This window comes from Marinobacter sp. UBA3604, from assembly GCF_002375325.1.
Lineage (GTDB): Bacteria > Pseudomonadota > Gammaproteobacteria > Pseudomonadales > Oleiphilaceae > Marinobacter > Marinobacter salarius.
Window position 1 is genome coordinate 1 of record NZ_DFMB01000003.1, and the last position, 14215, is coordinate 14215.

Consider the following 14215-nt stretch of genomic DNA (forward strand, 5'->3'; position numbering starts at 1 on the left):
GCCTGGCGCACAACAAAAAAGCCAGCTGTTAAAAACAGCTGGCTTTTAGGCATCCTGACACTTTCCCTTCAAGACAGTGCTATTTCACGACCTTGAGCGTTGGCCGACCGCTGGGCCGGTCACCACCTTGACCGTTATCACCACTACCATGCTCGGAATCCTTACCACCAGGTCCTTCCGGATCAGGGGAGCCTGGCTCGCTACCGAAGACCATGCCCTCACCATTCTCCTTTGCGTAAACCGCCATGACAGCCTGCAACGGGATAAAGACCTGCATTGGCACACCGCCAAAGCGTGCGCTGAATTCCAGAGCGCCGTTACCAATCACCAGACCACGCACAGCTCCAGGACTTATATTGAGCACGATCTGCCCATTGGCCACATGCTCAGTCGGAACCTGAACGCCCTGCACTCCCGCATCCACAACAATGTAGGGCGTGCAGTCATTGTCGAGGATCCACTCGTTGAATGCCCGAACGAGGTAGGGACGGCTTGATGTCATCGTTATCTTACTATCAGGCACTGCCTTTCTCCTGAACCGGTTTCAGGCGCTGCATATCAGTTACGGATATCTTCTTCCAGGTCTGACAGGCTCGCCTTGAAACCTTCACGACTGAATATGCTATCCATGTACTTTTGAAGCGGCTTCGCCTGCTTTTCATTCAGCTCAATACCCAGCGACGGCAAGCGCCACAGAATCGGAGCAATACAGCAATCCACGATCGTGAACTCTTCCGACAGGAAAAAAGGCATCTCACCGAACAGCGGCGCCGTGGCCAGCAAACTTTCGCGAAGCTCTTTTCGGGCTGCATCCGACGCCTTTGCGTTGGGCTGAGCCAGAATCTGATCCACCAACCCACACCAGTCTTTCTGGATGCGATGGATCATCAGGCGACTGTTCGCACGCGCAACAGGATAAACCGGCAGCAATGGAGGATGCGGGAAACGCTCGTCCAGATACTCCATCATGATGTTTGGCTCGTAGAGCACAAGGTCACGATCCACCAGCGTCGGCAGGGCATTGTACGGATTCAGGTCAGCCAACTCTCCAGGCGGGTTATCCGGATCAACGTTCACGACGTCAACCGTCACCCCCTTCTCTGCCAGCACAATGCGGACTCTGTGGCTGTAATGACTGGCCGGGTCCGAGAAAAACGTCATTGATGACCGCTTGGTCACAACGCCCATAGAACTACCTCACGATTTGACTAACCGAATTGATCCTGAAAAACGCAAAAATCCAGCGGGCCGGCTATTGCCCGCTGGAACTCAGGGACAGGAATTATACCTGAAATCTCAGTGTACGTCCTTCCAGTACTCGCGATTAAGCAGGTAGGCAAAGATAAAGAAGATCGCCACAAAGATCAGTACGAACATACCCAGCCTTTCACGCTCAACCTTTATCGGGTCACCCATGTAAGACATGAAATTGGTCAGGTCGTACATAGCCCGGTTGAATTCCTCCGGCTCCATGGAGCCTTCTGTTTCCCATTCCGGGCAAATGTCTGCATTACGAACATCGCCGCTGAGAGGATCAACACTCGCACCCTCACCAATTCTCGGCTCAACCGCACACAGCCCCTGCAAACCGATCAACACATGGGGCATACCAACGTTTTCGAAGACCACGTTGTTCACACCCAGCGGACGACTTTCATCCTTGTAAAAGCCACGAAGATAGGAATAGATCCAGTCTTCACCGCGAAGACGAGATTCCAGGGTCAGGTCAGGTGGCGGAGCACCGAACCAGCTCGCAGCCATTTCCTTGCTCATAGAGTTCTTCATGAGTTCACCGATCTTTGCACCAGTGAAAATCAGATTCTCCTCGTAAAGCTCGTCGGGAATCCCCAGATCATCCGATACACGCTTATACCGCGCATACTCCATGGAGTGACACCCCATGCAGTAGTTGGTGAAAAGGGCCGCACCGCGCTGAAGCGACGCTTTGTTGGTATGGTCCGGCTCCATGGTATCAAGCGGCACGGACGCCCCCGCTGCCAGCCCGAGAGCTGGCAGGATCGCTATGAAAAGACCAACTATCAGCTTTCTCATCATCCTGTCACCCTCTCTGGAACTGGCTTTGTTTTCTCCATACGCGTGTAGAACGGCATGAGAATAAAATAGAGGAAGTAGAGCGTTGTCAGGATCTGCGCAACAATGGTGCGGCCTTCAGTGGCCGGAACAATGCCGAGGTACCCCAGGACAATGAAACTGACGGCAAAGATCGCCAGAGCAATCTTGCTCAACCAGCCTTTGTAGCGCATTGAGCGTACCGGACTTCTGTCCAGCCAGGGCAAAACAAACAGGATGGCGATAGCAGCGCCCATCACGACAACACCCCAGAACTTCGCGTCCAGGCCGAAGAGGTCAATAGTCACCGCCCGCAACATGGCGTAGAACGGTGTGAAATACCATACCGGCGCGATGTGGTCGGGCGTCTTGAGGGCGTTAGCCGGCTCAAAATTCGGCTTCTCAAGGAACAACCCGCCCATCTCGGGGAAGAAGAAGACCACGATAAAGAAGATAAAAAAGAAAACGCCCACGCCCAACAGGTCATGCACCGTGTAATAGGGGTGGAACGGTATACCATCTTTGGGAATGCCGTTTTCGTCCTTGTTCTTCTTGATATCAATACCGTCAGGGTTGTTGGAGCCAACTTCGTGCAGCGCAAGAATGTGCAGCACCACCAAACCAAGCAGAACGATTGGCAATGCGACGACATGCAATGCAAAGAATCGGTTCAGGGTAATACCAGAGATCAGGTAGTCACCGCGGATCCACAGCGACAGATCATCGCCAATGACCGGAATGGCGCCAAACAGGTTTACGATCACCTGCGCACCCCAGTAGGACATCTGACCCCAGGGCAGCAGATAACCCATGAATGCTTCGGCCATCAGAACCAGGTAAATCAGCATACCAAAGATCCAGATCAGCTCGCGCGGCTTTTGATAAGAGCCGTACATCAAGCCACGGAACATGTGGAGATAAACCACCACGAAGAACGCGGAAGCGCCGGTGGAGTGCAGGTATCGAAGCAACCAACCCCACTCAACATCACGCATGATGTATTCAACTGACGCGAACGCACCTTCCGCTGTGGGGTTATAGCTCATGGTCAGCCAGATACCGGTCACGAGCTGATTCACCAGCACCAACATCGCCAGCGAACCAAAGAAGTACCACATGTTGAAGTTCTTGGGCGCGTAATACTTGCCAACGTGCTTGTTCCACGCGTCGACAATCGGAAGACGTTCGTCTACCCAGCTCACTAACTTGTTCATTATGCGGCCCCCTCAGGATCCAGACCGACGGTCACGGTGTTCTCGTCGTCAAAGCGATAGGGAGGCACATCCAGATTTCTGGGTGCCGGCATATTCGGATAGACACGCCCGGCAAGGTCGTAGCGGGAGCCGTGACACGCACAATAGAAGCCACCGAGCCAGTCTTCCCCGAGATCGGCTGGAGCAACTTCTGGCCTGAACTGGGGAGAGCAGCCCAGATGGGTACAGATACCAACGAGAACAGCGTACTCGTCCTTGATCGCCCGGAGCTCGCCTTCGATGTAGGCAGGTTGGTCCGCTTCCTTGGAAAGAGGATCCTTCACCCGGTCATTCAGCTCGAGAATGTTTTCGTTCATCTCTTCGGTGCGGCGAATAACCCACACCGGCTTACCGCGCCATTTGACGGTCATTTGCTGACCTGGCTCCAGTTTACTGACATTGACGGTGACCGGTGCACCGGCTGCTTCCGCTTTGGCACTGGGATTCCAGGATGCTACGAAAGGCACGGCCGCACCGACGACGCCGACACCACCCACCACAGACGTGGCACCGATCAAAAATCGGCGCCTGCCTTGGCTCACGTCGCCATTACTCATTATGGTTATCTCCCATCAGGCGACATACAGCCCTGCTTACAGGGAAACTGCACATCGAAAAGGACTTCTCTCAACCTAAAATTATAAGCGCTCAAATGGTAATGAAATTACCCTGCCCTTACAAGTCGGAAAGGCTTTGAGCCGGGCCATTACCTGTCTCAAGCCTGTTCGAAACTGACTTCCCAGACAACAAAAAACCCGGCCAATAGACCGGGTTTTTTCGGATCTGCTCCAGCGATTTTTAACGCTTGGAGAACTGAGGACGCTTACGCGCCTTCCGCAGACCAACTTTCTTACGCTCCACTTCACGAGCGTCACGGGTAACGTAACCCGCTTTACGCAGCGCAGGGCGCAGCGTTTCATCGTAATCCATCAGGGCGCGAGTCAGGCCGTGACGAATAGCGCCCGCCTGACCACTGATACCACCACCTTTAACAGTGATGTTGATATCGAAACGATCCGTGGATTCAGCAACCACCAGGGGCTGACGAACAATCATCCGCAGAGTTTCGCGACCGAAAAACTGCTCAATGGAACGACCGTTGATAGAGATGTTACCGCTTCCCGGCTTGATGAAAACCCGAGCCGTGGATGTCTTGCGGCGACCAGTACCGTAATTTTGTGCTACAGACATATCCGCCTTCCGTTAAATGTCGAGTTCTTTGGGCTGCTGGGCTGCATGAGGATGCTCAGCGCCGGCATAAATTTTCAGCTTCTTGAACATGGCACGGCCAAGCGGGCCATTCGGAAGCATGCCTTTAACAGACTTCTGGATGATTTGCTCAGGAGCCTTGTCGACCAGCTTCTCGAAGTTGATGGACTTGATTCCACCCGGAAAGCCGGTGTGACTGTAGTACATCTTGTCAAATGCTTTTTTGCCGGTAACCCGTACCTGACTGGCATTGATAACCACAATGTAATCACCAGTGTCGACGTGAGGGGTGTACTCAGGCTTATGCTTGCCCCGCAGACGACGGGCGATTTCAGTTGACAGACGACCCAGCGTCTTGCCGGCTGCGTCTACAACGTACCAGTCACGTGTTACTGTTTCTGGTTTCGCACTCAGAGTCTTCATTGATTCCGCCTTGAACGCTATATAAGAAACGTTAAAAACCACCACCGGTAAATGCTCGGCATCCGGAGGAGGTTCTTTACCTGTATGTTATGCGGCAGTGACATCATTCGGGGCTGAGATGATGGCATCGCCTTGAAAAGCCAGGGCGCGAAGTATATCCGAACCCAAAAAGAAAGCCAACCCTGAAAGGGACTGTTTCGTTATTCACGTATCCTCATTGCTACCGCGGAACGGAGCCACCAACCAAAGGGCACCGAAACAACCCGTGGTCGTCATTTTCACGACTCTAGCGCTCGGAAGCGCCGACTTCGTTCCAACCATACAGCCGCTGCACGTTGCAGAGCAGCGACTGGGCCAGGTCTTCGAGCCCCGAATTCCGCAACCGTGCCAGGGTGGCTAGTATCGACGGCAGGTACGCAGGCGAATTATGCCCCGCCTCGACGCCCGCTGGCGCCATATCAGGCGCGTCCGTCTCGAGGATCAGCGCATCAACGGGCAACCGGGCGATGGTATCCCGGGTCTTTCGCGCTCGCTGATGGGTAATGACACCACCAACACCGATGAAGCAACCGAGGTCAATCAGCTTGGTAGCCTGCTCATAGCTGCCCGAAAACCCGTGCACCAACACCCGCCCTGAAAAGCGCTTGCGCCGCAGCACCTCATAGACCTCGTCGTGGGCCTTAACGGAGTGAATAACCAGCGGTAAATGTACAAGCGCAGCAATATCAACCTGCCCTTCAAACCAGGCGTACTGATCCCGCGTGTCCCCGTGGAGCCGATCCAGGCCGCACTCCCCCAAGGCTACACAATGACCTGGACGGTCTTCGAGCAAGCCTTGCAACGCGCATAGGTCATCGGCGGTATGCTCAGCCACATACCAGGGATGGATTCCGAGACAGTAGTAGAGCCCATCGTATTCCGATGCAATGCGACTCACCCTGCGCCAGTCGGGCCGCCGAACGCCGGGAATAACGAGATTCGACAGACCACTGCTGCGAGCGTCCTCAAGCACTGCCTTGCGACGCCCATCAAACTCAGGGAAGTCAAAATGGCAATGAGCATCAATGAGTCGCATTCACTCACTCCAGCCTGCTAGTGCTCCCGTGTTTTATGGAAGCTGATCTCTGGATAGCGCTCCTGGGCCAACTGCAGGTTGACCATCGTTGGCGCAATGTAGGCCAGTCGGTCGCTGCCATCCAGAGCCAGGAAATCGTTAGCCTTACGCTCGAACTCATCCAGTTTACGCTCATCAGAGGCCGTTACCCAGCGTGCTGTTGCAACATTTATCGGCTCATACACCGCCTCAACCTTATATTCGCTCTTGAGCCGACTAACCACCACATCAAACTGCAGGACACCCACCGCTCCCACGATCAGGTCGTTGTTTCGAAGCGGGCGAAAAACCTGTACCGCACCTTCTTCCGCAAGCTGGATCAAACCCTTTTGCAGCTGCTTGGACTTGAGCGGGTCCTTCAGGCGAATACGACGGAACAATTCCGGTGCAAAATTGGGGATGCCGGTAAATTTCATATCCTCACCGGCAGTGAAGGTATCTCCCAGCTGGATGGTGCCGTGGTTGTGAAGGCCGATAATATCGCCTGCGAACGCCTCCCCCGCATGCTCCCGATCACCTGCCATGAAGGTCAGCGCATCGGAAAAGCGAACTTCCTTGCCGATTCTCACGTGACGCGCTTTCATGCCCTGATTGTAGCGCCCCGACACGATCCTCAGAAAAGCCACACGATCCCGGTGCTGGGGGTCCATATTCGCCTGAATCTTGAACACGAAGCCCGAGAAGACATCTTCTTCTGGTTTCACTAATCGCTGATCGGTTTCACGCGGTTGCGGTGTTGGGGCCCACTCCACCAAGCCATCAAGCATGTGATCCACACCAAAATTGCCCAGCGCCGTACCGAAGAACACCGGCGTGAGCTCGCCCGCAAGGAAGGCGTCCAGATCGAACTCATGGGACGCTCCTTTGACCAGCTCAATCTCGTCTCGGAGATCACCAGCATAGCCTCCCAGAACCTCGTCCAGCTCAGGATTCTCAAGCCCCTGGATCACTCGTTTTTCCTGGATGGCATGGCCCTGACCGGATTTGTACAGGATCACTTCGTCCCGGGTCAGGTGATAGACACCTTTAAAATTCTTCCCCATACCGATGGGCCAGGTAATCGGTGCGCAGGCGATTTTGAGGACATCCTCAACCTCATCCATCAACTCCACGGGATCACGCGTATCACGGTCCAGCTTGTTCATGAAGGTCAGTATTGGCGTATCCCGCAAGCGGGTTACTTCCATCAGCTTGATCGTGCGTTCCTCAACACCCTTGGCGCTGTCGATCACCATCAGGCACGAATCCACCGCCGTTAACGTGCGGTAGGTATCTTCCGAGAAATCTTCGTGGCCAGGCGTATCCAGGAGGTTGACCAGGCGCCCGCCATATGGGAATTGCATCACCGAGGTGGTGACGGAAATACCACGCTCCTTTTCCATCTCCATCCAGTCGGATTTTGCGTGCTGCCCCGACTTCTTTCCCTTGACCGTGCCGGCTTTCTGGATGGCCTGCCCAAACAGCAGAACCTTCTCTGTAATGGTGGTTTTACCCGCATCCGGATGCGAGATAATCGCAAACGTGCGGCGCTGGGATACTTCGCTGGCAAGGCTGGTCATAATTGGTAACAACCTGGTTCGGAGAGACTGAAAAAACGGACGTCATTATAGGGATATTAAGGCACTGACGCGAACCCGCATCCGTTGAGAGCGTGCCGATCTAACCGCGGAGTTTCGAGGGACTATCCGCCCAAGGGTAAGGCCATGACCAGTGCGTCTTCCCGCTCGCGGCCTGCAGGGTAGTAGCCCTTCCTGCGACCAATCACGTCAAAACCTTCCGCCGCGTACAGATCAATTGCTGCACGGTTGCTGGCGCGCACCTCCAGTAAAACCTGGCTCATGCCATCCCGCGCCGCCTCCAGCACAAGGTGCCGAAGCAAACGGCGTCCTCCGCCATTGCCCTGTTTAGCCGGTGCCACGCACAAATTCAGCAAATGGGCTTCACCCGCCATATAAGCGACGACGGCGTATCCACTGAGCCGCTGCCCCCACTCGAGTGCCCAGAGCCGATAGTCAGGCCGAAAGCACCCCAAAAAAACGGACTCGCTCCAGGGGAAGGAGTAGCCCTGGGCTTCGATATTGAGGACGTCAGGCAGATCCTCCTGGCGTAAGGCCCGGATCATGAGGTCGGCACTCTCTATCTCGCGGTATAGATCCTGCCCCACAAGTCAGCCCCCGACGGCGGACTTCAACTGCTGCCAGAGCTCACGTTTGTATGCGGGCACCGCAGCCAATTCGGCAAGAGTATGGGAGAAGTCGACAGCAGCATCACCCAGCGCATCGTCAAGCAATACAGCTCTTTCTGAGGGAGAATCGTTGGTTAAAACTCCGAGCAAGACCACTTTGCGGGCACCGAAGTCATTGGCCAGGAAATGAAGAGTATCGCGAAAACAGTCTGCGCTGTTTCCTGGAACCCTCAGATTTCCAAACACCGGCCAGCGAAGCTCGCGCCCCTTCTCTATCCGGGTTTCACCGACTGCTGCCAGGATGTTTTTGGCCAGCGTATCTTGAAGCCGCGTGCTGGCCTCGTCGGATACACCACTGATCAGCACAAGCTGCTCTGAGAACCAGAACCCAAGGTGGGCGTGAATCTGGCGGGGCAGCTCCCCAGCAGCGTCCACTGTCTTTTCAGGCGACTCGTCGGCCGGTGCCTTCGACTCAACGGCAACTGGCGTTTCCGGAGCCTTTTCGGGCACCGGTACGCCAGCAGGTTCCGGCGTGCCATCGGCCATCAGCGCCTGGATGCCGGCGATTCTGTCCTTGCCGACACCATCAACCTTACGCTGGGGAACGGATGGCCGCGCCGGAACCGGAGGCGGTGCAATCGCAGCAGCTTCCAGCTCCGGCTCATCCTGCTCGGGAAAGGCGAATTCAGGGCTCGGTGCGGCGCCGGGTAACGCCTTCCTGGCGTACCAGAGATGGATTCCCGCCTTGCCCAGATAAAATTGACGTTCTGCCTCTGGCATCATCATTGTGCTAGCCCCCTTCGCCTACCCTGCTCAGACATCAGCGCCCTGCGGGTGCTGCCGAACACCGCCCCGGCTGATCAGGTTCAGGGCCTCAATGTAGGCCTTTGCGGAGGCGATAATGATATCGGTATCGGCGCCGATGCCGTTCACAATTCGACCACCGCGCTCCAGGCGTACCGTTACTTCCCCCTGGGCATCCGTACCGCTGGTAATGTTGTTCACGGAATAGAGCTGCAGGTTACAGCCGGAGTCTACCAGGGACTCAATAGCCTTGAAGGTGGCGTCAACCGGCCCGCTGCCTTCTGCCTCTACCTTATGCTCCCTGCCATCCACCAGAAGGGTCAAGCGAGCCCGGGGAATAACACCGGTCTCAGAGCACACCTGCATGGTAACAAGCCCATAGCGGCCGTCTTCTTCCTTCTGCCGGGTATCGCTGGCAATCGCCTGAAGGTCTTCATCGAAAATCTCATGTTTGAGATCAGCCAGTGCCTTGAACCGGGTAAAGGCTTCATTAAGCTCTGTTTCTGTCTCAAACTGGATGCCGAGTTCCAACAGCCGGGAACGGAACGCATTACGGCCGGAATGTTTGCCCAGCACCAGGCTGTTGGTGTGCCAGCCCACGTCCTGTGCCCGCATGATTTCGTAGGTTTCCCGATGCTTCAGGACGCCATCCTGATGAATACCTGATTCGTGGGCAAAGGCGTTTGCACCAACGATCGCCTTGTTAGGCTGTACCGGAAAGCCGGTGATGGTCGATACCAGTCGAGAGGCAGGCACAATGTGCTGAGCATCTACCCGGGTGTCGATAGTGTAAAGATCCTGACGGGTACGAACCGCCATCACAAGCTCCTCAAGAGAAGCGTTCCCTGCCCGCTCACCGAGCCCGTTGATGGTACATTCCACCTGGCGGGCGCCGCTGCTAACGGCTGCAAGGGAGTTTGCAACCGCAAGCCCGAGGTCGTTGTGACAGTGAACGGAGAACACGGCTTTGTCGGCGTTCGGAACACGGTTCAGCAACTGACGGATGGTCTCCCCAAACTGTTCCGGAATGGCATAGCCCACTGTATCCGGAATGTTGATGGTTGTTGCGCCGGCCTTGATTGCCGCTTCGATAATACGGCACAGAAAATCCAGTTCTGACCGACCGGCGTCTTCGCAGGAAAATTCAACGTCGTCAACATGACTGCGGGCACGCCTAACGGATCTGACGGCCTGCTCAACCACGTCATCCGGCTGCATCTGCAGCTTGTACTGCATGTGAATCGGAGACGTCGCAATAAAGGTATGGATACGTCCGCGCTCGGCCGGCCTGATGGCCTCCGCGGCGCGGTCAATGTCTTTATCCAGCGCCCTGGCAAGGCTGCAAACGGTAGATTCCTTGATAGACTCTGCAATCGACTTTACCGCCTCGAAGTCACCCTGGCTGGCGATCGCAAAACCCGCCTCTATGACGTCAACCCTCAGCTTCTCGAGAATCCGGGCTATCCGCAGTTTCTCCGCTTTTGTCATCGTTGCGCCGGGGCTTTGCTCACCGTCACGCAATGTTGTGTCAAAAATAACCAGGTGATCGTTCGCAGGCATGGTGCTCTCCATCAGGGCAACTGAAGACCAGTTTCCCGGGAGTATATCATCGATTGCGATGCCCACGGGGCGTGCATAGTGTTTAGTCGACGCCGTTCATCCAGACCAGCCAAATCAGCAAACCGTTGAGCACCAGAGAGACAACCGCGATGAAACGCCAGTTTTCCGGTGGCACACGGTCCACAAGCGGGCGCCATGCGGTGGGTGTCAGCGCCGGGTTGGGATGTCCGAGATCCCGCAGAAACTCCGACAGCGAAGGGTATCGGGACTCCGGCCTCAAGGAAACGGAGCGTTGCAGACAGGCATCCAGCCACACCGGCAGGTCTGGGTTGAATTCGCGTATACTGCGATAGCGCAAACGGCGACGGACGGAGGGTCTGGGAGGCTTCGCATAGGGAAGGTGACCGGTCAACAGCTCATAGGCAATCACCGCCAGGGAATAGCGGTCAGAGGCGGGTGTTGCCCGATCACCCTCAAGACACTCCGGCGCAGCGTAGCTCTCGGTTCCCAGGCAGCCATCCTGCCCCCACGGCACATCAATCTCCTCAATCCCGCGAATTCTTACCGCGCCCAGGTCAATGATTTTAACTGTCCCGTCTCTGGCAATCAGTACGTTTTCTGGCTTGAGATCCTGGTGCACCATTTCAAGACGGTGCAGAGCCCGTAAACCAATGGCAATCTGCTGAATGAGGTTCCTCACATCGGCAGGCGTTGGCAGGGGGTTGTCGTTCATCCACTCGCGTAGCGTCGGTCCCTGAACATATTCGGTGACACAATAGAGGCAGCGTCGGTTCTGGGGCGGCTCAATAAACCGGACAATATGAGGACTGTTTACACGGCGCCCCACCCAGCACTCATTGAGAAAACGGTCGATATAGGCCGGATCATCCACAAAGTTCGGCGATGGCGTTTTGATAATCACCGGCTCACCGCCGGCATCGGGGCTGGCAAGGTAAACCTGGGTGCGGCGGCTGGCGTGGATTTCCCGAACAATCCGATAACCGTCAAGCCTTTGCCCGGGTTCCAATGGCGGCGGGAATGCCAGCGACGTCAGCCGTTCATAATGAGCCTCAACGTCTTCCACTGGCAGATGCTCAATATTAAGTACCTGAGCACTCAGGTTGTCGGGGCTTCCAGCGGAGTAGGCTGCGTCCACCAGCGCTCTGGCGATCTCATCCGCGTCGCCCTCCGCCGCAAGTCCGGTCATAACGACTGGGTCGAGATACCCGTGCACACCATCAGTGGTCAACAATAAACAATCACCGGGCAGAAGGTTTGCCCGGAATACATCAATTTCGACATTCAGCTCGGCCCCCATGGCCTTTGTCAGCGCGCCCCTATCGGCGCCTACAACGGCATGATGGTCCCTGGTCAGGCATTCCAGTTCGCCGTTGCGAACAAGACAAACCCGACTATCCCCCACATGAAATACATAGGCTCGATTGTTCTTGATGACGACACCGCTAAAAGTACACACCATCGCATGGGCATCTGCATGGCTGGCGTGACCACGACCGTGCAACCATCGATTCAAGGCCCCAAGGACACGACCGGCCGCAGTTTCAACGGCCCAGGAGTCCGGCGTACTGTAGTAGTCGTGCAGAAACCCTTTTACGCAGGTCTCAGCCGCCTCACGGCCTGCGGCTGAAGCACTCACCCCATCGGCAATAACAGCAGCAACTCCCTTGAGAACGAGGGCCTCGCCTTCTGGATACCGAATACCCAGGCTGTCCTGATTCTCGGCCTTCCGGCCGGCGATGCTGTATTGGCCAGCCTGTAATTGGAGGCGACCACTCACGTTACGTCAATCATTCTGACGGAACCATCCGGCATTACCTCGCTTGTTTGCGGATCAGGTTCATCCATGAAGATCATCACCAGGGACATGATTGCCAGAGCAATTGCTCCCAACACCAGGAAGAACTGATCTGAGGGCACCAGGGCCAATACAACCAGGAAGACAACACCCCCTACATTGCCGTAGGCACCTGCCATCCCCGCAACCTGGCCGGTAAGACGACGCTTCACCAACGGAACCGACGCATATACTGCGCCACATCCGCCTTGCACAAAGATCGAGCAGAGCACAACCAGAGCGACCGCCAATGGCAGAGGCCAGCTGCTATCAATCCTTGCCATGAAGAAGTATCCAACTGCGATACCGGCCAGCATCAGTATCGTAATCAGCTTTCGCCCATAGCGGTCCGCAAGATAGCCGCCGCCGGGGCGCCCAAACAGGTTCATCAGAGCAAAACTCCCGCCGAGCATCCCCGCCAACATGGGAGAGATATCAAACGTATCCAGGAAATACAGCGGCAACATGGAGACCACCGCAAGTTCCGATCCGAAGCTCGCCATATATACGAGATTTAAAAGTGCTACCTGCTTGAACGGGTAACGATCAAATGCCGGCACGGGCCTTTGAAAGACGTGACCGTTTATCTGCCAAATCCGCAAGAACTGGACAGCTGCCATCACCCCTATCGCACCATAAAGAAGATAGGTTGTCGGAGCCCCCAGCATACCGAGCTTATAGGGCCCCAGTTGCCAAACGATCAACGCCAAAGCAAAGAACAGCGGCAGGTTCATTACCACGTAAAGGACGAAATCGCCCTTGCTGGTGACTTCCATCGCACCGCCCCGCTTTGGCTTGAAGTAAGTCGAACCTTTTGGGGTATCGCGAACCAGGATGAAGAAAACCGCCGCGTAGATAATCGCGATAACGCCGGTCGTGCCTACCGCCCAGCGCCATCCGTTATCACCACCAAACCACAGCGCTACTGCCGGCAATGAAAGCCCCGCAAACGCAGCTCCAAAGTTACCCCAACCGCCATAGATACCCTCAGCCAGCCCCAGTTCCTTCGCCGGAAACCATTCACTTATCAGCCGGATACCCACAACGAACCCCGCACCAACAAACCCCAACAGAAACCGGGTCACAGCAAGCTGTTCAAAGGTTGTGGAGAGTGAAAATGCGATGCAGAGAAGCCCCGACACAACAAGGACCAGGCTATACACACGGCGAGGCCCGAGTGTATCCACTAACATACCGATAAGAATTCGAGCTGGTATCGTCAATGCCACGTTGAGCAGCAACAAGGTATTTACTTCCGAGGCTGACAACCCGAACTGATCTCGAATAGAAGACATTAAGGGGGCGTGATTAAACCAGACCAGGAAGCTTATAAAAAACGCTACCCAACTCAGGTGAAGAACTTTGATCCTTCCTACGAAAGAAAAGAATCGAAAAGAGGTATCGCTCATACGTTGGCCTGTAAACATGCGGAATTTGCCAACAGATCGTGAGGAAGGTTCTAAAGAAGGGGGGCCAAATGTGGCGAGCTATCAAAGCAAAACAGGAATGGCCGACACCTTCACTTCCTTCTGACGGCGTCGTTGCCGGTACCTGTTGGAGCCTAACTCTAGACCCGATACTTCAGCAAAATATATTCCAGAATATTTTTAATCTTTAAAAACAATGCATTGTGAATATTTTCAGAGGCAACAAATCACCAGCAACGCACCAATGCTGGGCAACTCGAGCGGCACCGCACCACTATAGGTTATTGGTCGTTACTTTTTTACAGGCAATAAAAA

Annotated in this window: 14 protein-coding genes; all 14 read right to left on the minus strand. The window is 55.2% G+C overall.

What is annotated here, in order from left to right:
- Positions 1 to 79: 79 nt before the first annotated feature.
- Entirely contained in the window at positions 80 to 502 is a 423-nt protein-coding gene (locus tag B2590_RS00700; protein ID WP_177190669.1) for a ClpXP protease specificity-enhancing factor, read from the minus strand.
- Between the two features lie 56 nt (positions 503 to 558).
- Positions 559 to 1188, minus strand: coding sequence for a glutathione S-transferase N-terminal domain-containing protein (locus B2590_RS00705; RefSeq protein ID WP_036203714.1), 630 nt, complete (start codon positions 1186 to 1188; stop codon positions 559 to 561).
- A 108-nt stretch (positions 1189 to 1296) separates the two neighbouring features.
- Positions 1297 to 2052, minus strand: coding sequence for a cytochrome c1 (locus B2590_RS00710; protein ID WP_199447273.1), 756 nt, complete (start codon positions 2050 to 2052; stop codon positions 1297 to 1299).
- Positions 2052 to 3284: a cytochrome b gene (locus B2590_RS00715; RefSeq protein ID WP_199447274.1), complete on the minus strand. Its 1233-nt coding sequence runs from the start codon at positions 3282 to 3284 to the stop codon at positions 2052 to 2054. Before B2590_RS00715 ends, B2590_RS00710 begins: the two co-directional genes overlap by 1 nt.
- Positions 3284 to 3880 carry a ubiquinol-cytochrome c reductase iron-sulfur subunit gene (petA, locus tag B2590_RS00720; protein ID WP_199447275.1) on the minus strand — a complete coding sequence of 199 codons (597 nt, stop codon included), beginning with the start codon at positions 3878 to 3880 and terminating at the stop codon, positions 3284 to 3286. Before petA ends, B2590_RS00715 begins: the two co-directional genes overlap by 1 nt.
- Positions 3881 to 4121: 241 nt before the next feature.
- Entirely contained in the window at positions 4122 to 4514 is a 393-nt protein-coding gene (gene rpsI, locus B2590_RS00725) for a 30S ribosomal protein S9 (RefSeq protein WP_007154597.1), read from the minus strand.
- Positions 4515 to 4526: 12 nt separating this feature from the next.
- Positions 4527 to 4955, minus strand: a complete 429-nt coding sequence (gene rplM / locus B2590_RS00730; RefSeq protein WP_007154598.1) for a 50S ribosomal protein L13 — start codon at positions 4953 to 4955, stop codon at positions 4527 to 4529.
- A gap of 286 nt (positions 4956 to 5241) precedes the next feature.
- Positions 5242 to 6030 (minus strand): TatD family hydrolase, encoded by a 789-nt coding sequence (locus B2590_RS00735; RefSeq protein WP_286811471.1) that lies wholly within the window; start codon positions 6028 to 6030, stop codon positions 5242 to 5244.
- Positions 6031 to 6047: 17 nt separating this feature from the next.
- Positions 6048 to 7628 carry a peptide chain release factor 3 gene (gene prfC, locus B2590_RS00740; protein WP_036203705.1) on the minus strand — a complete coding sequence of 527 codons (1581 nt, stop codon included), beginning with the start codon at positions 7626 to 7628 and terminating at the stop codon, positions 6048 to 6050.
- A 122-nt stretch (positions 7629 to 7750) separates the two neighbouring features.
- Positions 7751 to 8233: a ribosomal protein S18-alanine N-acetyltransferase gene (gene rimI, locus B2590_RS00745; RefSeq protein WP_036203703.1), complete on the minus strand. Its 483-nt coding sequence runs from the start codon at positions 8231 to 8233 to the stop codon at positions 7751 to 7753.
- 3 nt (positions 8234 to 8236) lie between these two features.
- A complete protein-coding gene (locus B2590_RS00750) occupies positions 8237 to 9040 on the minus strand; it encodes a 2-isopropylmalate synthase (protein ID WP_286811472.1) in 804 nt (267 codons plus the stop codon).
- A 27-nt stretch (positions 9041 to 9067) separates the two neighbouring features.
- Positions 9068 to 10618: a 2-isopropylmalate synthase gene (locus B2590_RS00755; protein ID WP_036203699.1), complete on the minus strand. Its 1551-nt coding sequence runs from the start codon at positions 10616 to 10618 to the stop codon at positions 9068 to 9070.
- Positions 10619 to 10700: 82 nt separating this feature from the next.
- Entirely contained in the window at positions 10701 to 12416 is a 1716-nt protein-coding gene (locus B2590_RS00760) for a bifunctional protein-serine/threonine kinase/phosphatase (RefSeq protein ID WP_286811473.1), read from the minus strand.
- Positions 12413 to 13882, minus strand: coding sequence for an MFS transporter (locus B2590_RS00765; RefSeq protein ID WP_199447280.1), 1470 nt, complete (start codon positions 13880 to 13882; stop codon positions 12413 to 12415). Before B2590_RS00765 ends, B2590_RS00760 begins: the two co-directional genes overlap by 4 nt.
- Positions 13883 to 14215 lie beyond the last annotated feature (333 nt).

What these genes read in the sequence shown, in the direction of transcription:
- B2590_RS00735 (WP_286811471.1), bottom strand. Translation starts at nt 6,030, where the DNA reads ATGCGACTCATTGATGCTCATTGCCATTTTGACTTCCCTGAGTTTGAT.
- B2590_RS00750 (WP_286811472.1), bottom strand. Translation starts at nt 9,040, where the DNA reads ATGATGATGCCAGAGGCAGAACGTCAATTTTATCTGGGCAAGGCGGGA.
- B2590_RS00700 (WP_177190669.1), bottom strand. Translation starts at nt 502, where the DNA reads ATGACATCAAGCCGTCCCTACCTCGTTCGGGCATTCAACGAGTGGATC.
- B2590_RS00755 (WP_036203699.1), bottom strand. Translation starts at nt 10,618, where the DNA reads ATGCCTGCGAACGATCACCTGGTTATTTTTGACACAACATTGCGTGAC.
- B2590_RS00710 (WP_199447273.1), bottom strand. Translation starts at nt 2,052, where the DNA reads ATGAGAAAGCTGATAGTTGGTCTTTTCATAGCGATCCTGCCAGCTCTC.
- B2590_RS00705 (WP_036203714.1), bottom strand. Translation starts at nt 1,188, where the DNA reads ATGGGCGTTGTGACCAAGCGGTCATCAATGACGTTTTTCTCGGACCCG.
- rpsI (WP_007154597.1), bottom strand. Translation starts at nt 4,514, where the DNA reads ATGTCTGTAGCACAAAATTACGGTACTGGTCGCCGCAAGACATCCACG.
- B2590_RS00715 (WP_199447274.1), bottom strand. Translation starts at nt 3,284, where the DNA reads ATGAACAAGTTAGTGAGCTGGGTAGACGAACGTCTTCCGATTGTCGAC.
- rplM (WP_007154598.1), bottom strand. Translation starts at nt 4,955, where the DNA reads ATGAAGACTCTGAGTGCGAAACCAGAAACAGTAACACGTGACTGGTAC.
- petA (WP_199447275.1), bottom strand. Translation starts at nt 3,880, where the DNA reads ATGAGTAATGGCGACGTGAGCCAAGGCAGGCGCCGATTTTTGATCGGT.
- B2590_RS00765 (WP_199447280.1), bottom strand. Translation starts at nt 13,882, where the DNA reads ATGAGCGATACCTCTTTTCGATTCTTTTCTTTCGTAGGAAGGATCAAA.
- prfC (WP_036203705.1), bottom strand. Translation starts at nt 7,628, where the DNA reads ATGACCAGCCTTGCCAGCGAAGTATCCCAGCGCCGCACGTTTGCGATT.